At 72.5% G+C, this 19,724-nt stretch carries 9 protein-coding genes; 7 read left to right on the plus strand and 2 right to left on the minus strand.

Annotated elements, in window-relative coordinates; translation table 11 throughout:
- Positions 1–17: 17 nt before the first annotated feature.
- From ABH920_RS19090 to ABH920_RS19115, 6 genes are read left to right on the plus strand one after another with little or no spacing between them, the layout of a single operon-like run.
- Positions 18–9,077, plus strand: a complete 9,060-nt coding sequence (locus ABH920_RS19090) for a beta-ketoacyl synthase N-terminal-like domain-containing protein (protein ID WP_370350379.1) — start codon at positions 18–20, stop codon at positions 9,075–9,077.
- A 39-nt stretch (positions 9,078–9,116) separates the two neighbouring features.
- Complete coding sequence (locus tag ABH920_RS19095; RefSeq protein ID WP_370350380.1) at positions 9,117–9,956, plus strand: 3-hydroxyacyl-CoA dehydrogenase family protein; 840 nt, start codon at positions 9,117–9,119, stop codon at positions 9,954–9,956.
- 15 nt (positions 9,957–9,971) lie between these two features.
- The gene (locus tag ABH920_RS19100) at positions 9,972–10,226 is read left to right on the plus strand and encodes an acyl carrier protein (RefSeq protein WP_370350381.1); all 255 of its coding nucleotides are present in this window, start codon (positions 9,972–9,974) and stop codon (positions 10,224–10,226) included.
- Positions 10,227–10,236: 10 nt separating this feature from the next.
- Positions 10,237–11,487 (plus strand): acyl-CoA dehydrogenase family protein, encoded by a 1,251-nt coding sequence (locus tag ABH920_RS19105; protein WP_370350382.1) that lies wholly within the window; start codon positions 10,237–10,239, stop codon positions 11,485–11,487.
- Positions 11,484–12,557 (plus strand): HAD-IIIC family phosphatase, encoded by a 1,074-nt coding sequence (locus tag ABH920_RS19110; RefSeq protein WP_370350383.1) that lies wholly within the window; start codon positions 11,484–11,486, stop codon positions 12,555–12,557. Before ABH920_RS19105 ends, ABH920_RS19110 begins: the two co-directional genes overlap by 4 nt.
- A complete protein-coding gene (locus tag ABH920_RS19115) occupies positions 12,554–13,330 on the plus strand; it encodes a thioesterase II family protein (protein WP_370350384.1) in 777 nt (258 codons plus the stop codon). Before ABH920_RS19110 ends, ABH920_RS19115 begins: the two co-directional genes overlap by 4 nt.
- Positions 13,331–13,402: 72 nt before the next feature.
- Here the strand turns inward: ABH920_RS19115 and ABH920_RS19120 are convergent, their stop codons facing one another.
- Together ABH920_RS19120 and ABH920_RS19125 are read right to left on the minus strand one after the other, a co-directional pair.
- Positions 13,403–16,675 carry a beta-ketoacyl synthase N-terminal-like domain-containing protein gene (locus ABH920_RS19120; RefSeq protein WP_370350385.1) on the minus strand — a complete coding sequence of 1,091 codons (3,273 nt, stop codon included), beginning with the start codon at positions 16,673–16,675 and terminating at the stop codon, positions 13,403–13,405.
- A 183-nt stretch (positions 16,676–16,858) separates the two neighbouring features.
- Positions 16,859–18,115 (minus strand): PucR family transcriptional regulator, encoded by a 1,257-nt coding sequence (locus tag ABH920_RS19125; RefSeq protein WP_370350386.1) that lies wholly within the window; start codon positions 18,113–18,115, stop codon positions 16,859–16,861.
- 688 nt (positions 18,116–18,803) lie between these two features.
- Here ABH920_RS19125 and ABH920_RS19130 point away from each other — a divergent pair.
- On the plus strand, positions 18,804–19,703 hold the full coding sequence (locus tag ABH920_RS19130; RefSeq protein ID WP_370350388.1) for a diiron oxygenase: 900 nt from the start codon (positions 18,804–18,806) through the stop codon (positions 19,701–19,703).
- Positions 19,704–19,724: the final 21 nt, after the last annotated feature.

Consider the following 19,724-nt stretch of genomic DNA (forward strand, 5'->3'; position numbering starts at 1 on the left):
ACGACAGGGGTTCTTGCATGGCTACCGAGGACAAGCTCCGCGAATACCTCAAGCGGGCGACGGTCGATCTGGCCGACGCCCGCCGCCGGCTGGCCGAAGCCGACGCCAGGCGCCGCGAGCCGATCGCGATCGTCGGCATGTCCTGCCGGTTCCCCGGCGCCCCGTCGGTGCCGGAGTACTGGCGGCTGCTGAGCGAGGGCCGCTCGGGAGTCCTGGACGGGGTCCCGGACGGACGCTTCGCGCTCGGCCCCGAAGCCGACGCGCTCGGCGTGTACACCCGGCGCGGCGGGTTCGTCGAGGACGTCACCCGCTGGGATGCGCGCTTCTTCGGCTTCCCGCCGCGCGAGGCGCTGCGCATGGACCCGCAGCAGCGGCTGTTGATGGAGCTGGCGTGGGAGGGCATGGAGGACGCCGGCGCCCCGGCCGCGAGCCTGGCCGGCACCCGCACCGCGGTGATCGTCGGCTTCTCCGACGTCTTCCAGTACGGCCGGATCGAGGACGAGCGGGTCGGACCCGAGGTCTTCACCGACCCCTACACCGGTCAGGGCTCCTCGCCGAGCGTCGTTGCCGGCCGCCTCGCCTACCACTTCGACCTCCGCGGCCCGACGCTCGCACTGGACACGGCGTGCTCCTCCTCGCTGGTCGCCGTGCACCTCGCGAGCGAGGCGCTGCGCCGCGGCGAGTGCGACACCGCCCTGGCCGGCGGGGTGTTCCTGGCCTTGCACCCGGACATGTACGTGCACGGATGCGCGACCTCGATGCTCTCCCGCTCGGGCCAGTGCCGCACCTTCGACGCCGCAGCCGACGGCTACGTGCTCGGCGAGGGCGGCGGCCTGGTCCTGCTGGAGCGCCTGTCCGACGCGCTGCGCAACGGCCGCCGCATTCACGCGGTGATCCGCGGCTCGGCGGTGAACCAGGACGGCCGCAGCAACGGCCTGACGGCGCCGAACCGCGGCGCCCAGGTGGACGTGATCCGCCGCGCACTGGCCGCGGCCCAAGCCGACCCCGCGGACCTGAGCTACGTCGAGGCACACGGCTCGGGCACCCCGCTCGGCGACGAGATCGAACTGGCGGCACTCGGCGAGGTGTTCGCCGGCCGCACCACGCCACTGCCGGTCGGCGCGGTGAAGACGAACATCGGCCACACCCAGGCCGCGGCGGGCATGGCCGGCCTGATCAAGACCGTGCTCGTGCTCGAACACGGCCGGGCCCCGGCGAACCTGAACCTGGCCGAACCGGCCGAGGCGGTCCTGGCGAGCACGGCGGTCCAGCCCTGCACGGCGGCCCGAGACCTGCCGACCGGCGAGCGGCCGCTGGTGGCGGGGGTCAGCTCGTTCGGATGGTCGGGGACGAACGCGCACGCGGTTCTTGAGGCGGCGCCGGCGGTTGAGACGACGGGGGCGGCGGCTGCTGAGGCGGAGGTGCTGCGGGCGGTTGGGGCTGAGGGGGCGCAGGCTGTCGAGGTCGGGGCGGAGGTGCTGCGGGCGGCTAGGGCGGAGGCGGCGCGGACGGTTGAGGTGGACGCGCTGTGGGCGGCTGGGGCGGAGGTGCTGCGGCCGGTTGGGGCTGAGGCGGCGCGCGCGGTTGGGGCCGAGGGGGCGCAGGCTGTCGAGGTTGAGGCGGACGCGCTGCGGGCGGCTGAGCTTGAGGCGGCGTCGGCTGCTGAGGCTGAGGCGTCGCAGGGCGCGAAGACGCCCCGGCCGGAGCTGCTGATGGTGTCGGCGGCGGGGCAGGAGGCGCTCAGCGCTTCCCTTCAGCGCTTGGCCGACGCCGTGGCCAGCACCGGCGCCAGCCTTGCCGAGGTCGCGTACACGCTGCGTACCGGCCGTTCGGAGCTTGATGTCCGGCGCGCGATCGTCGCCACCAGCCTGGAGGACGCGGCGGTCCAGCTGGCTGCGGCCGGCGAGGCGCCCGGAGTTCGCCGTCTGAAGGATCGCCCGCGCGTGGGGTTCGTGTCCCCGGACATGCAGGCCGAGCTCGTCGAGCGCTTGGCGGGCCTCGGTATCGTGCCGGATCTGATCGCCAGAGATGAGAGCGAGCTGGCGGACGTCGATGCCGTCATCGAATTCGCCGCCGATATCGCCGATCCCGAAACCTGGCTGCTCCAGACCTGCGGGCGACTGTGGGAACTCGGCCTCGGCCTGAACCGGTCTGTCCGGGGCGCCAGCGGGCTCCGGCCCATCTCGCTTCCGACATACCCGTTCCAGCGCGAGCGGTATTGGGTGGACGTGCCCGGGGAGTCCGCCACCGACCGCGTCGAGCTGCTGACCCAGCGTTGGGAGGCGGTCGAATCGCCTTCCGAGGTGGCGTACTCCGGCCGCTACGTGCTCTACCGCGACGCTTCCGGCGTCGCCGACGCGCTCGCCGACCTCCTCCGTGCACGGGGCGCAGAGGTCGAATTCGCCACCGCCGAGCCGGCCGCCGCCGATACCCCCACGACGGTCGTTCACCTCGCGGCCCTCGACACCTCGCACGACGAGGCCGACGAGGCCGAGGCGGTCGCATCCGCCGCGAGCGCGATCGCGGCGTGGGGCGAGGCCTCCGCCCCGGCCCGCGTCCTCGTCGTCACCCGCGCCGCGCACGCCGTCCGGCCGGCGGACGCCATGTCGTCGACCCAGGCGGCAGTCGCTGTCCTGCCGATCGTGGCGAACCAGGAGTACCCGCACCTCGACTGCCGCAGCATCGACCTCGACCCAACACACACCGCGAGCGTCGCAGCCGAGACGATTGCCGCCGAACTCCGTCAGCCTTCGGACGCGCCGCAGCGCATCACCACCGCGTATCGCGCCGGCCGCCGCTACGCCCCCACCTACTCGGCTGCCGCAGCCCCGCTGCCGCCGCTGCCGGTCGTCCGACCCGGCGGCACCTACCTCATCACCGGCGGCCTCGGTGAGATCGGCCTCGTCATCGCCGAGCACCTGGTGCGCCAGGGCGCCGCCGAGCTCCTGCTCACCAGCCGCAGCGGGGAGCCCGCCGACCCGCACGACCCGCGCGCTGTGGCGCTCCGGCGGCTGCGCGAGCTCGGCGCGACGGTCGCCACCCCGCGCGTGGACGTCACCGACCCGGCGGCGATGCGCGAGCTGTTCGCCTCCGCCGGCCGCCGCATCGACGGTGTGGTGCACGCCGCGGCCGACGCCCGCCAGGACGCCTTCCAACCGTTGCGCGATCTCGACCGCACCTCCGCCGCGCGCCACTTCGGCGCGAAGGTCGACGGCGCCCGCGTGCTGGTCGGCGTCGTCGCCGAATTGGCTGGGCAGGCCGAGCCAGCCGAGTCGGCCGACCCGAACCAGAACCGCTCCCCGGACTGGTGCATGCTCTTCTCCTCGACCTCCGCGCTCCTCGGCGGCGTGACGTTCGGCGCCTACGCGGCCGCCAACGCCGCGCTCGGCGCCGTCGCGCAGGCCGCGAACGCGCACGGCTCGACCCGCTGGACATCAGCGGTCTGGGACACCTGGGCCTGCACGCTCGGCAAGCTCAGCGGCGGCATCGGCGCGAGCCTGGTCGCGCACTCGATGACCGACGTCGAAGCCCTGGACGCCTTCGACCGCGCGATCGGCCATGGCACGAGCGGCACGAGCGGCACGAGCCCGATCGTGATCGCCGCCGGCGGCCTCGCCGACCGGCTGCCCCGCCCCGCGTCCCGCGCCGCCTCGGCCGCGACCGCGACGGCGCGCGCCGGCACGGCGATCCGCCACCCGCGCCCCGACCTGCCGCAGCCCTACGCCCCGCCGCGCACCGCGACCGAGCGGGCCGTCGCCGCCGTGTGGAGCGCGGAGCTCGGCGTCGAGCCGGTCGGCATGGGCGACAACTTCTTCGACCTCGGCGGCACCTCGCTGGTCGTGCCCGGCCTGCTCGCCGCGATCGCCGAACGCTGCGGGGTCTCGCTGCCCACGGTGGCGCTGTTCGAGGCGCCGACCGTGCGCTCACTCGCCGCCATAGTCGACGAGCGTGGCGCCCGGCGCAGTGAGCCGATGCAGAACACCGAGCCGGAGACACAGAACGCTGAGCCGGAGACACAGAGCACCAAGCAGGAGCCGGCGCCGCAGACCCCGCCCACACCGGTGTCCACCGCCGCGTCCCAGCCACAGCCCCCACGACCGCTCCCGGTCCTCGACCGCGAGCGTCCAGCTCCGCTCCGCACGCCCCCGCCGACCCCCACCGAAGCAGACCGCCACGTCGCCATCATCGGCATGGCCGGCCGCTTCCCCGGCGCCGCCGACGTCGACACGTTCTGGAGCAACCTCTGCGCCGGCGTGGAGTCGATCTCCTTCTTCACCCGCGACGACCTGATCGCCGCCGGCGTCGCCCCGGACCTCGTCGACGACCCCTCCTACGTCCTGGCCCGCCCCGTCCTCGACGACATCGCGGGCTTCGACGCCGCCTTCTTCGGCATCAGCCCCCGGCAGGCCGCGATCACCGACCCCCAGCAGCGGCTCTTCCTCGAAGTCTGCTGGGAGGCCCTGGAGCAGGCCGGCTACGCCCGTGCCGACGACAGCCGCGGCAAGGTCGGCGTCTTCGGCGGCACGCACCTGAGCACCTACCTGCACGGCATCCAGGACCAGCTCGAAGCCGACGGTGTCAGCATCTTCGAACTCGCCATGGGCAACGAGAAGGACGCGCTGACCACCGTCGTCTCCTACCTGCTCGACCTGCACGGCCCCAGCGTCGCCGTGCAGACCTTCTGCTCCACCTCGCTCGTGGCCGCCCACCTCGCGGTGCAGAGCCTGCGGGCCGGCGACTGCGACATGGCGTTGGCCGGCGGCGTCTCGATCCGCGTCCCCGACAAGTCCGGCCACCTCTACGTGCCCGGCGGCATGGAGTCGCCCGACGGCCACGTCCGCACGTTCGACGCCCAGGCGCGCGGCAGTATGTTCGGCGACGGTGCCGCGGTGGTCGCGCTGAAGCGGCTCTCCGACGCCCTGCGCGACGGCGACCACGTCTGGGGCGTCATCCGCGGCTCGGCGATGAACAACGACGGCACGCTCAAGGTCGGCTACACCGCCCCGAGCGTCGTCGGCCAGTCCCGGGTCGTGGTCGCGGCGATGGCCGACGCGGGCGTCACGCCGGAGGACGTCGGCTACGTCGAGGCGCACGGCACCGGAACCGTGATGGGCGACCCGATCGAGGTGGCCGCCCTCACCCGCGCCTACGGCCCGACCCCGCGCAAGCAGTACTGCGCGATCGGCTCGCTCAAGACCAACGTCGGCCACCTGGACCGGGCGGCGGGCGCGGCCGGGCTGATCAAGACCGCGATGGTGGTCCGCGAGCAGGTCATCCCGCCGACGCTGCACTACTCCAGTCCGAACCCCGGCATCGACTTCGCCGACAGCCCCTTCTACGTCGCCGCCGAGCTCCAGCCGTGGCCCCTCGACAGCGCCGGCCCCGGGGCGGCCGACAGCGGCCCGCGCATCGCCGGTCTGAACTCGCTCGGCATGGGAGGCACCAACGTGCACATGATCGTCGAGGAGCCGCCGCAGCGCCGGGCCCTCGGGACCAGGCATCAGGACGCTGATCCAGCCGCGAGCCGCCGCGTGCAGATCCTGCCGGTCTCGGCACGCACCGCCGACGCCGCGGACGCCGCCTGCCGCCGGCTCGGCGAACACCTCGACGCGAACCCGAACACCCGCCTGGTCGACGCCGCCTACACGCTCCAGGCCGGCCGCCGCACCTTCGAACACCGGCGGGTCGCGGTCGTGTCAGGGCTCGACGACGCCGTCACCGCGCTCACCGACCCCGGTGCAGCGCGTCCGCCGATGCGCCGCACCGACCCGGCGCAGCAGCGCCCCGTCGCGTTCCTGCTGGCCGGTGTCGGCGAGCAGTACCCCGGCATGGTCGGCGAGCTCTACCGCCGCGAGCCGGTCTTCCGCGAGCAGCTGGACGAATGCCTGGCCCTGGTCGGCAAGGCCCTGACCGCGCACGGCCCGTTCGGCGGCGGCCTGCCCGGTGTCGGCATGTCCAACGCCGATCTGCCCGACACCGACCTGCCGGACCTGCTCGATCTGCTCACCGGCGCGCGCGGCGGTGGCGGCGGCGACCTCGCCGCCCTGCTCGGCCGGCGCGGCGCCGCGGACCCCCGGACCGAGGCCCTGGAGCGCACCGAGATCATCCAGCCCCTGATGTTCGCCGTCGACTACGCGCTGGCCGTGACGCTGATGCGCTGGGGCGTGCACCCGACGGCGATGCTCGGCTACAGCCTCGGCGAGTACGTGGCCGCCTGCCTGGCCGGCGTGCTCTCGCTGGAGGACGCGATCGCCCTGGTCGCCTATCGCGCGGCGCTGATCGGCGCCGCCGAGCACGGCTCGATGGCCGCCGTCCCGCTGTCCGCCGACGAGCTGCGCGACCGCTTCGCGCTGGACGAGCTCGGCCTGGACGTCGCCGCGGTGAACGGCCCCGGCACGACCGTCGTCGCCGGGCCCGCGGCGGCCCTCGACATGCTGACCGCCCGGCTGCGGGAGCGGGACATCCCGGCCCGGCCGCTCCAGACCACGCACGCCTTCCACTCCCGGATGCTCGCGCCGCTGGCCGACGACCTGACCGCGTGGGTCGCCGCGAACGTCACGCTCAACGCGCCGGAACTGCCGTACCTGTCCAACGTCACCGGCGGCCCGGCCGAGGCGGAGCTGGTGTGCGACCCCGGTTACTGGGCTCGGCACATGTGCGCGACCGTCCAGTTCGCCGACGCGGCCGCCGAACTCCTGGCCGACCCGGACCTCGCCGTCGTCGAGATCGGCCCCGGCAAGTCTCTCGGGACCCTGATGCGCGCGGCCGGCTGCCCGCCCGAGCGCTGGCCGCTGATCTGCGCGACCCTCCCGGCCGCCGGCGACCCGACCGCCGCCGACGAGACGCTGAGCGAGGGCGTCGCCCGGCTCTGGCTGGCCGGCGTCGAGATCGACTGGGACGCCTACCACGGTCGCGTGGTGCGGGAGGGTACGGTCCTGTCCGCCGACGCTCCCGGCCGCGTCCCGCTGCCGACCTACCCCTTCCAGCGCAAGCGGCACTGGATCGAACCGACCGGGACCGTGCGCTCGCACCGGGCCGGTGCCGGAATCGCCGCACCGGCCGTCACATCCGCAGCCGCGTCCGCCGCTCCCTACGAGGCGACCCGCCTGGAAGACCTCGATCTGCTGCCCAAGCTGCCCGAGGAACAGTGGCTGAGCGTCCCGGTCTGGCGCCAGATTCCGGCCGCCCCGCCCGCCGCCGCGCAGCCCGGCTCCTGGCTGGTGTTCGCGCGGGACGGACTCGCGGCGCAGGTCCTGGACGAGCTGCGCGCCGCCGCCGCAGCGAGTGGCGCCGCCGTGACCGAGGTCCGCCCCGGAGTCGGTTACGGTGACGGCTACGCGGCCGGCGCCGACGGCGGCTACACCGTCCGCCCGGGGAGCAGCGAGGACATCCTCGCAATGCTTCAAGACCTGCGCCGCCGCGAGATCGGCCTGGAGCGGGTCGTGCACTTGTGGGCTCTGGACGAGCGCTCCGAACTGGACGACAAGACCGCGCTCGCCCTCGGCCTGCACTCGCTCGCCGCGCTGTGCCGCGCCGCGGGCGAGGCCGGGTCGACGCACTGGGCGCTCGACATCGTGAGCGCCGGGGCCTTCCCGGTGCTGGACGGCTCCGAGGCCCGGCCGGTCGCGGCCGCGCTCGTGGGACCGGCGCTGGTGATCCCCCTGGAGTACCCGTCGATCTCCACGCGGCTCATCGACGCCGAGCCGGCCACCGACGCCGCGGCGATCGTCGCCGAGCTGCGCCGGGAACGCACCGGGACGCCCGTCGCGCTCCGCGGAACCCGGCGCTGGCTCAGCGGTTTCGAGACGGTCGCGCCCGCCGACCTCGACGAGGCCGCGAAGACCCTGCGGCCCGGCGGCGTGTACCTGATCACCGGCGGCCTCGGCGGCCTCGGCCTGGCGATGGCCGAGCGCCTGGTGCGGGCCTGCGGCGCGAAGCTGGTCCTGCTCGGTCGCAGCGGCCTGCCGCCGCGCGAGCAGTGGGCCGCGATCGCCTCCGGCGCCCTGGCCGCCGATCCGGCGGTGCGCGACCGCGTCGAGCGGGTCCGCGCCCTGATCGCCCTCGGCGGCGAGGTCGAGATCGCGGTCGGCGACGTCGCGGATTCCGCCGACGTGCGCCGCGCCGTCGGACTGGCGCAGGAGCGCTTCGGCGCGCTGCACGGCGTCCTGCACGCCGCCGGAGTGCCCGGGGTCGGCCTGATCCAGTTCAAGGGGTCCGGCGACAGCGACGCGGTGCTCGCCCCCAAGGTCGACGGTGTCAGGGCCCTGGCCGAGGCGCTGCGCCTGGACGAGCCCGACGAGGTGCCGCTGGACTTCCTCCTGCTGTTCTCCTCGATCGTCACCAGTACCGGCGGCGGCCCCGGCCAGTTCGACTACTGCGCCGCCAACAGCTACCTCGATGGCTACGCGGCCAAGCTCGCCGCCGCCGGCCACCGGGTGGTCTCGGTGGGCTGGGGCGAATGGGCGTGGAACGCCTGGGAGGGCGGCCTGGGCGGCGTCGACGACGGGACGGCGGCCTTCATGCGCCGGCACCGCGACGCCTTCGGCCTCACCTTCGATGAGGGCTGGCGGATGCTGCTGCGGGCGCTGGCCGCCGGCGAGCCGCGGGTCGTGGTCAGCACCCAGGACCTGCCGACGATGGTGCGCTACGGCCGCTCGTTCACCGTGGACCTGTTCTGGGCCGCGACCCCCGCCGAGGGCGCCGGCCAGGCCCGGCACCCGCGCCCGGAACTGGTCACCGCGTATCAGGAGCCGTCCACCGAGGCCGAGCGGACCATCGCCGAGATCTGGGGCGCCGCGCTCAAACTGGACCGGATCGGCGCCCTGGACAACTTCTTCGAGCTGGGCGGCAGCTCGCTGCTCGGGATCAACCTGCTGGCCGCGGTGCAGCGCGCGTTCCCCGGCGCGCACCTGCCGCCGCACATCCTGCACGAGGCACCGACGGTCGCCGCGCTGGCCAGGATCGCCGCCGGCCTGGTCGAGGACACCCCGCCGGAGCGCGGCGGCGAGGTCCGCGAGCTCGCCGAGCTCCGCAGATCCGGGCTCAAGGCCGCCGCCGCGCGTCGGCGGCGCGGCTGACACCCCCACAAACAAGTGCACACACAGAAGGAGAGAACTGTGACCGTTGTCGGAGTGGTCGGTGCCGGCGTCATGGGCATCGGCGTCGCCCAGAACCTCGCCCAGGACGGATACGACGTCGTCCTGGTCGACCTGGACGAGCAGACGCTGGCCGCGGCCCGCGCCGAGATCGTCCGCAACTGCCGGATGAGCAAGCTGATGGGCGGCCCGGCCCTGGACCCGGACGAGGTGCTGGCCCGGATCAGCTCCGCGGTCGGGGTCGAGGCGCTGGCCAAGGCCGAGTTCGTGATCGAGAACATCACCGAGGACTGGGAGGCCAAGCAGGCCGTGCACCGGCGCCTCGACGAGGTGTGCGCCGAGCAGACCGTGATCATCGCCAACACCTCGGCGATCCCGATCACCCGGATCGCCTCGGCCGGCCGGCACCCGGAGCGGGTCGTCGGCGTGCACTTCATGAACCCGGTGCCGGCCAAGCCGGTGGTCGAGCTGATCCCCGGCGTGCACACCTCGCCGCGCACCCTGGAGCTCACCCGCGAACTGCTCGCCGGCATGGGCAAGAAGCCGGTCGAGGTCAAGGACGCCAGCGGCTTCGTCTCCAACCGGGTGCTGATGCTCACCGTCAACGAGGCGGCCTTCCTGGTGTACGAGGGGGTCGCGACCGCCGCGCAGGTCGACGAGGTCTTCCGGGGCTGCTTCGGGCACCCGATGGGCCCGCTGGAGACCGCCGACCTGATCGGCGTGGACACCATCCTCTACAGCGTCGAAGTGCTCCACGAGCACTACGCCGACAGCAAGTACCGGCCGTGCCCGCTGCTCAAGCAGATGACCGACGCGGGCCTGCACGGCCGCAAGTCCGGCCGCGGCTTCTACACCTACTAAACCGAGGAGACGGCCATGGCCGAGAACACCGGCGAGCAGATCACCAGCTTCATCCACGCCCGCTTCCCGGAGGCGGACTTCACCGAGACCGACGACATCTTCTCGCTCGGTTTCATCAACTCCCTGTTCGCCATGGAGCTGGTGATGTACATCGAGAAGACCTTCGGCATCACCATCGGCAACGACGACCTGCGCATCGACAACTTCCGCACCGTCGCGGCGATGACCGGGCTCGTCGCCCGGCACGTCGCGCCCGCGCCGGTCGCTTAGGCGGCGGGGTATGACCAGCACCCTTACCGAACCGACCATCGAACCGACCACCGAGCCGGACGCTGCGGCGCTCGCCGCCACAGCGCCCGTGCCGCCCGTGCCGCCCGCGCAGACCGCGCCCGACCGCGACAGCGCGCGCACGTTCGTGGACAAGCACATCGTGCCGAACGCCGAGGACTACGACCGCCTCGGCGAGATCCCCGAAGAACTCCTGCGGGCGGTGGCGGCCGAAGGGCTCTGGGCCCCGTTCCTGAGCCCCGAGTTCGGCGGCCACGGCCTGGCCATGACCACGCTCGGGGAGATCCACGAGGAGTTCGGCCGGGGCTGCTCCTCGATGCGCAGCCTGCTGACCGTGCACACCATGGTCTCCTGGGCGCTCCAGCGCTGGGGCAGCCGGGACCAGCTCGAGCGCTGGGCGCCCGAGCTGGCCGCCGGCCGCGTCCTGGGCGCCTTCTGCCTGTCCGAGCCGGGGGCCGGCAGCGACGCCGCCGGCATCGCCTCCTCGGCCGCCGAGCGGCCCGGCGGCGGCTGGCTGCTCAACGGTGTCAAAACCTGGATCACCGGCGGCCGGCGCGCCGACCTCTTCCTGGTCTTCGCCAGGGCCGGGCAGAGCATCGTCGCGCTGCTCGTCCCGCGCGACACCCCGGGCGTGGAGGTGGCGCCGATCGACGACATGCTCGGCACCCGGGCGTCGCTGGTCGCCGAGGTGCGGTTCACCGACGTGCGGCTGGGACCGGACGCGCTGCTCGGCCCGGGCGCGTTCGCCTCCGGCATGGTGCTGACCGGGACGCTCGACCTGGGACGCTTCTCCGTCGCCTCGGGCTCGGTCGGCATCATCCAGGCCTGCGTCGACCTGAGCGCGGCGCACGCGGCCCGGCGCACCGTCGGCGGGCAGCCGCTGCGCGACCTGCAGCTGATCCAGGCCAAGCTCTCCGACATGGTCACCGACGTGCGCGCGGCCCGGCTGCTGTGCGCCGAGGCCGGCCGGCTCAAGGACGCCGGGGATCCGGCGACAATCATGGCGACGTGGATCGCGAAGTACTTCGCCTCCACGGCCGCCGCCCGGCACGCCTCGGAGGCCGTGCAGATCCACGGCGCGCTCGGTTGCAGCCCCGGCCACCCGGCCGCGCGGCTCTACCGGGACTCGAAGGTCATGGAGATCATCGAGGGCAGCACCGAGATCCAGCGGATCACGATCGCCGGCGAGGCGTTTCGGGACCGGTTGCCGACGACCGACACGAACAAGGAGTGGGCCCGGTGAGCACCACGACGGAACCCGGACTCGCGGTCCCGGCGAAGCCGGTGCAGGGCCGCGTCAAATGCGTGGTCTGGGACCTGGACCACACGCTCTGGGACGGTGTGCTGCTGGAGGACGAGCAGGTCCGGCTGCGCCCCGGCATGGTCGAGCACATCCGCAGGCTCGACGGCCTCGGCGTGCTGCACTCGATCTCCAGCAAGAACGACCCCGAGCTCGCGACGGCGAAGCTGCGCGAGTTCGGGATCGACGACCTCTTCCTGTGCCCGCAGATCGGCTGGGACGCCAAGTCCGAGTCGATCCGGCGCATCGCGACCCGGCTCAACCTGGGCCTGGACGCGTTCGCCTTCGTCGACGACCAGGAGTTCGAGCGGGCCGAGGTCGAGTTCGCGCTGCCGGAGGTCACCTGCGTCGACGTGCTCGACGTGGACGAGGTGCTGCTCCGGCCGGACTTCCACCCCCGGTTCGTCACCGACGAGTCGGCGCAGCGCCGCGGCATGTACCGCAGCCAACTGGAGCGGGAGGAGCTGGAGACCGAGTTCAAGGGCACCAGCGAGCAGTTCCTGGCCAGCCTGGACATGACGTTCACCATCGCCCCGGCACGGCGCGAGGACCTCCAGCGCGCCGAGGAACTGACGATCCGCACCAACCAGCTCAACGCGACCGGCCGCACCTACTCCTACGACGAGCTCGACGCGCTGCGGGAGTCGCCCGACCACCTGCTGCTCGTCGCCTCCCTCACCGACCGCTTCGGCTCCTACGGCAAGATCGGCGTGGCCCTGGTGGAGAAGGGGCGGCCGGACTGGCGGCTGAACATGATGCTGATGTCCTGCCGGGTGATGTCCCGCGGGGTCGGCTCGGTGCTGCTCAACCACATCATGGGCCGGGCACGCGCGGACGGCGCCGGACTGCTGGCCGACTTCGTGGAGACCGGCCGCAACCGGATGATGCAGATCACCTACGCGTTCAGCGGATTCCGCGAGGTCTCCCGGGACGGCGCGCACGTGGTGCTCGCCGCCGACACCAGCGCGCTGCAGGACCCGCCGGGCTACGTGGTGCTGGAGGTGGAGCAGTGAGCGTCGTCGCGGTCGAGCCCGCGGCGGCCGATCCGGTCGCGTGCCTGCCGTTCGGCGTGCCGGAGGGCGAGACGGTCCTGTACTGCCTGCCGCACGCGGGCGGATCGGCGTCGGTGTACCGGTCCTGGGCCGGGCGGCTCGGCGGCATCGCGGTGGCGCCGATCCAGCTGCCCGGCCGCGAGACGCGGATGAGGGAGACCCCTTATACGCGGATGGCCCCGTTGGTGGACGAGCTCGCGGACGCGATCCTGGAGCGGCAGCGGACGCGCGGCGCGTACGCGGTGTACGGCCACAGCCTCGGCGCGCTGGTCGGCTTCGAGCTGGTCCGCGAGATCCGGCGCCGCGCGGGCCTGGCGCCGGTGCACCTGATCGTCTCCGGTTGTTCCGCCCCGGACCTGCTCGAAGGGAACGACGGCCAGCCTCCGGTGTCGGAGATGAGCGACGAGGAGGTGGTGGGCCTGCTGCGCCGGCTCGGCGGGACGCCGGAGCCGATCCTGGCCGACCGCTCGGTCCGGCGCCTGATCCTGCCGCCCTTCCGTGGCGACCTGACAGTCCGCGACACCTACGGCTACCAGCCGGAGCCGCGGCTCGGCGTGCCGGTCACGGCGATCGCCGCCACCGCCGACCCGCGGGCCAGCGTCGCGCAGATGCGCGGCTGGGGCCGGCAGACCAGCCGCGGCTTCCGGATGCACCTGCTCTCCGGCGGGCACTTCGCCGTCCTGGAGCACGCCGAGGCCACGCGCGCTTTCATCCGCGGGGCCGTCGAAGGCTGAGGCGGTATAAGGCCGATTCGCCCGCATCCTCCTGCCGAGGATGCGGGCGAATCTTCTATTCGGTGTCAGGTGTCAGGTGTCGCGGATGCAGGAGGCGAGCCCGCGTACCGTCGGGTGCTCCACGATGGCGGTGGCCGGCAGCGTCACGGCCTGCTCGGAGCCGATGCTGACGGCCAGCTGGACCGCGGTGAGGGACCGGCCGCCGAGCTCGAAGAAGTTGTCGTCGGCGCCGATGGGCTCCACGTTCAGGGTGCGGATCCAGGCGTCGGCGATCGAGCGTTCGAGGCCGGCGTCGGGCTCGATGTAGGGGACCGCGAGGGTGGGTCGGGCGGTTCGCTCGGCGCGGGTGGCGTCGGGGTCGGCGTCGGCGGTGGAGGCGACGTGTGACCGAAAACCGCGCTGCGGCGAGCCGTTCGTGATGACGACCTGAGCCAAGTGGCTGCTGGCCGCCACGGCGCCTTCCAGGAAGCGCAGGGCGACGGACAGCGCTGACTGCTGCTGCTGGTGGTCGTCGCCGGCGATCGACTCGTCCCACGTCAGGGCGAGCCATCTGCCGTGGCCCCTCTGGCGGGCTGCGTGTGCGCGAGCCGCGAGTGCCGCGCCGTCCGGCGAATCAGGGCACAGTGCGATGAGGCGGCAGTCTCCGGCATCGCCATCATCCGCGCTGATCACGATCACCTTGGCGCCCGCGGCCTCCAACGAGGCTTTGGCTGCTTGGACGGCGGTGCCCTCGACGCCGGCGATCCCAACAATCTGCTCGCGAAACGACCCGGATCGGCGCTGCTGACCGGGACCGTCGAGCTCGACCAGCTCATAGTCGCGCACCCACACATCGGCACCGCGAACAGCCGTGGGCCCCTGGTATTCGCCCACCATCGCCGCGAGCGTCTGGTCCACGTCCGCGAAGCCGTCGATGTCGATGTGCCGGCCGCCCACCTGCCCCGCGAACGCCCCGATCGGGGCCTGCTCCGGATGCGCCAGGTCCGCCCCGCTCACGCCGACCGCCTGCGAGGTCAGGAACACCAGGCCGACCCTCGCCGTCGGGAGCGCTTCGCGGAGCGCGTCCACGAACGTTGGCGCGCTCTCGATCCCGCTTTCGTGGACGACACAGATGCGCGGCGCGACAATCAGATCCCTGAGGTCCGCCTCGGACTCGATCACTTCGGCGCCGGCTATCAGCAGCCTGTGTTCGAGCGGACTCATCACGGAGTCGGCGCCCAGCAGCAGCCAGGGACCCGCAGCCCGCAGGCGCGTGTCGAGGTCTGCGGTCGGCCGGGGGAGTGGGCGCCAGATCGGCACGTACGAACGAACCCGCGGCTCGAAGTCGCTGACCGTCTTGGTATCGAGCGAGGCAGACGCGTCAGCGTCGATCCAATGGCGCTTGCGCTGGAACGGGTACGTCGGGAGCTCGACGCGCCGACCAGCGCCCCGATGCAGCGCCTTCCAATCGATCCGCGAACCCGCGAGCCACAGCCTGCCCAGCGCCGCCACCAGCCACTCGGCCGCGCCACCCGCCGCAGGATCGACCGCGAGCTCGACGGTATTGGTCGAACCCTGGTTGTCCCCGATCGTCGCACGTACCCCGAGGCCATCCAGAGCCACCCGCAAGGCCTCCAGCACTGCTACACGCCCCACCGCAACATCCTGCGACACCAGCCCGGCGATCGCCGCGCCCAGCTCCGCCCACACCGCCCCGGTCAGCTCCTCGGGCACCACGATGCGAACCTGCGGATCCCGCCGCTGCGTCAGCCCCTCAATCCACCGCGCCGGATCGCCCATAGCCTCGATCGCATCACCGAGATCGCGGCACACCACAGCCCGCCGCAGCGCGAACCGCCCCCGCGACACCTGGAGCGTGAAGGCGATGTCCGCAAGACTCTGCGATTCCTCCGACCCCTCCGACCCCTCCATCACGCGCCGAAGGTGGCCACGCAGCCGCTCGGCCACCTGGCCCAGCGCCTCCTCGTCCGCCGCCGAGAACGCCAGCAGCTGCGGACCCGTAGCGCGCGCCGCGCCCGACTCGCGGACCGGTGCCTCCTCCAGCACCACATGCGCGTTGGTGCCGCCCACGCCGAACGAGCTGACCCCCGCGCGCCGCGGTTCGGGCCCGGCCGGCCACGGCTGGTCCCGCGTCAGCACCGTGAACCGGCCCTCGCTCGCGGCCAGCGCCGGGTTGGGTGTCCGGAAGCCGGGCACCGCGGGCAGCAGCGCGTGCCGCAGGCACAGCGCGGCGCGGATGAGGGCCGTGACGCCCGACGCGGCGTCGAGGTGCCCGACCGCCGGCTTCACCGAGCCCAGGACGCGGGTGCCGTCCGAGTCCTTGAACACCCGGCCGAGCGCCGCCAGCTCGATCGAGTCGCCCAGCGGCGTGCCGATGGCGTGGCACTCGACGTAGCCCACCGATTCCGGCTTGACCCCGGCGACGGCCAGCGCGGCCGAGATCGCCTCGGCCTCGCCGTCCACGCCCGGGGCGCCGTAGCCCGCGCGGTCGCGGCCGTCGTTGTTCACCGCGGAGCCGAGGATCACCGCGTGGATGACGTCGCCGTCGGCGAGTGCGTCCGCCATCCGCTTGAGCGCCACGACCGCGACCCCGGAGCCCGGGACCGTGCCGTTCGCCTCGGCGTCGAACGGACGGATCCGGCCGTCCGGCGAGTGGATCCCGTCGGGCCGGTGCACGTACCCGGCCGGCTGCGGCAGCGGCAGCGAGGCGCCGCCGGCCAGCGCGATGTCGGTCTCGTAGGTGAGCAGGCTCTGGCAGGCCAGGTGCACGGCGACCAGCGAGGTCGAGCAGAAGCTCTGCACGGTCACCCCGGGCCCGCGCAGCCCCAGCTTGTAGCTCACCAGCGAGGTCAGCGAGTCGCGCTCGTTCCCGGCCGCGAAGGACTTCGCCGCCTCCGGATCCTTCGCCAGGCGCAGGTTGCGCAGCATGTAGTCGGGGAACGAGCAGCCCGCGTAGATCCCCACCACGCCGTCCGGCTCGGTCGGCCGGTATCCGGCGCTCTCCAGGGCTTCCCACGCGCACTCGAGCAGCAGCCGGTGCTGCGGCTCCATGATCTCGGCCTCGCGCTCGGTGAAGCCGAAGACCGCGGCGTCGAACAGCTCGATCCCGTCGACCGGTCCGCCGACGCGCACGTAGCCCGGGTCGGCGGTCACGGCCGGGTCCAGGCCCGCCGCGACCGCCTCCTCGTCCGTGATCGCGCGCAGGCCCAGCCGGCCGCGGGTGAGGTCGTCCCACAGCTGCGCGACCGTGGACGCGCCGGGGAATCGTCCCGACATGCCGACCAGCGCGACCGCCGACTCGTGGTCGGCGGCGGGATCGTCGTCTTCGATTCCTTGGATCTTCATGGCGCGATCTCCCTATGAAGATGCCTGCACGTACTTCGGCGCGGACTGGCCGCAACGATCGTCGCGTGCGATCAGGGACCTGAGAAGCGGTCGGCGGTGGCCGGTTGCGGCGGGCACATCGCTGCCAACGGCGATGTGAAGCCACGGAACGCGGGAAGCCGCCGAACGCCGTGAAGCCACGATCTACGGGGCGTTCTCCTTGGCGTCGGTCGAGAGATACATGTGAACACGCACAGCCATCAGCAACGCCGCCGATTCCTCGCCGCCACACGCCGCCAGATCAAGGAACGGTCGCAATTCGCTGATGCGATATTTGACAGTGTTCTGATGCACGTTCAGCACCGACGCGACCTCCTTCAACCGGCCGCCGTGCGACAGGTAGGCGTCAACGGTCGGTATCACCCATCGGCGGTCCATCACCGGGGTCAGTGGGGCCAGCGCGGCGCCCGCGAACCGCCGGGCCCGGTCCAGGTCGGCGAGCATCGCGATCAGCGGCGCCAGCTGGTGGTGGTCGAACACCGGACGGATCGCCGCCCCGCCGGTGATGCCGAGACCGACCCGCAGCGCGTCCAGCGCCTCGCCGTAGCTCAGACGGGTCTGGCCGGCGTCGTCGGCGACCTGTCCCAGCCCGATGCCGACGATCCGGCCCGCCGGCAGCCCGGCCAGGCTGCGCACCAGGTGCTCCCGGCCCTGGCCGGGCATCTCGATCGCGGCGATGACACTGTGGTGGCGCACGGTCCAGAACAGCGCGCCGGCGTGGTTCACCAACGTCCTGCCGACCTTCTCCAGGTCGGCGAGCGGTGCGCTGCCCCGGACCTCGGCCACCGCCACGCAGTGCTTCGCGGCGAAGGCGTCCACGCCCCGGTGGTGGTCGGCCACGGTCCCGGCGAGCACCGCGTCGAACAGCCGGGTCCGAGGCCGCTGTTCCATGACCCGGGCGTCCCGGGGGGACTGGTCCGCGTAGACCGCGGCCACCTCGGTGCTGATCCGGTCGGCGAACTCGAGCACGAACGCCGCCATCGAGGCCAGGTCGTGGTCGCTCGTCGTGCCGGTGACGGCGAGCGTCCCTGTCACCTCCCGCCAGAACACCTGGACGCCGAGCCGGTAGGCCCGCAACACCGCTTCGCGGTCGATGCCCTGCAGGGCCCGCCGCCGGGCGCCCTCGATCATCGGCACGAAGTCCTCGTCGCGCAGTTCGCCGGTCCGCATCGCGTTCAGGCAGCACCGGACCGTCGCCGCCGACACCTCGCGGACGTCGGTGAGCAGCGACTCGTCGGTGATCGCGCGATATTCGGTGATGGAGTCCTGATAAGCACGCACCATTACATAAGCGAGCGCATCGACGCGCTCCTCCAGCAGAGCCGCAACGCCTTTGTGCTTTCCGATCACCGGGCCCATGGCGGCGGCACCGGTGTAAGCCTCTAACAGCCTAGGCTCCATAGCCGGCGCTCCTGACCTCTGTCCGCGTACGCGCCAAACACGCGGGGTCGAAGCGCCTGCCCGACCGGAGCCGTGCGACGGGATCAACGCAAAACGACGCAATCTTCATGTGCCCTCCTCGGCGTGGCGATCCGTGGGCGCACGCCTGCTGCGGCCGTCCCACCGGGGGACGAGCCTCGGCCGAGCGTGGGTGTATCTTTTATCGTTCAAACACCGTGGAAGTGCACGAAACGGTGAAGCTTCCAGGAACTCCCGACAGTACACAAGTAACGCGACGGCGAATCACGGAGCACCATCCTTCGCGACTTTCCGCGATCGGCGCCCCATGTATGGTCATCCAACCACAAACAATAGCGAATCAATAGCGTTATTTGTGCCGTCACGATTCGGGCGTCCGAGCCTGTCGCCGGATCCATCAGAACCTCCGAGTCGCGCGGTGCTGTCGCCTCCAGAGTCCTGCCGGCCGTGGTCGTCCGCATCGGCGAAACCACGTACTTGTCCACGTAGCGACACGGAGCCGGACGGCGGCCGCCGTGGTCGAATCGTTTCCGCGCCGCCACTCTTGACTTTCAGTCCAATAGTGACCAGGCTTGCCGGTATCGCAGCCGGACCTGGCATGCGCGGCTGTGCGGCTGGTTCTTCGGTGGGTGACGCGGCCGCCGGTAGCCCTGGAGCAAGGGGATGGGACATGGCGCGCGGGACGCTTGACCGGGAACAGGTGGCGGAGAAGCTGCTGGACGCGTCCGCGAAGCACTCCTTCGACCCGGTGCACGAGGTCGACTGGGAGCAGGAGCAGCCGGCGGATCTGTTCTACGCCGTACCGGAGCACGTCTCCCTGTACGGCACGCCGCTGTGGGAGCGGATGACCGCGGAGCAGCGGATCGAGCTGAGCAAGCAGGAGATCGTCAACATCATGTCGATGGGGATCTGGTTCGAGACCATCCTCATGCGCATGCTGTTGAAGATGGCCTACGAGCGGCATCGGCCGGAGTCGCGGCACGTGCAGTACGCGTACACCGAGGTCGGGGACGAGTGCCGGCATTCGCTGATGTTCATCCGCATGATCGAGACGGTCGGGGCGCGGCCGTACGGCCGGCCCGGGTATCTCAACACGCTGGGTCGCTATGTTCCGGTGCTGCTCCAGGGCGCGCCGATGTGGGTGGGCACGCTCATGGGGGAGGAGATCGTCGACGTCATGCAGCGCGAGATGATCCGCGACGAGCGGGTGCAGCCCCTGGTGCGGCAGGTGTCGAAGATCCACGTGATCGAGGAGACCCGGCACGTCAGCTACGCCCGCGAGGCGCTGGCGCGGCGTGTCCCGCGCGCCGGGCGGCTGGAGCGGGAGCACGCGCGGCTGGTCGCGGCCGAGAGCGCGGTGGTGGTCGGCGAGTTCATGGTGAACCCGGCCGTCTACAAGCGGGTCGGGATCGCGGACCCGGTGGCCGCGCGGCGGATGGCGAAGGGTAACCCGTACCACCTGGAGGTGAAGCGGCGGGCCGCGGCGAAGGTGGTGCCGTTCTTCGAGGAGCTCGGGCTGATGGGCGGGCCGACGTTGAAGCGGTGGCAGCGCTCTGGGTTCGTGGCCTGATCGGTCGGTCCCGAGCGCCGG

Source organism: Catenulispora sp. EB89 (assembly GCF_041261445.1).
In the GTDB taxonomy this organism is placed as follows: domain Bacteria; phylum Actinomycetota; class Actinomycetes; order Streptomycetales; family Catenulisporaceae; genus Catenulispora.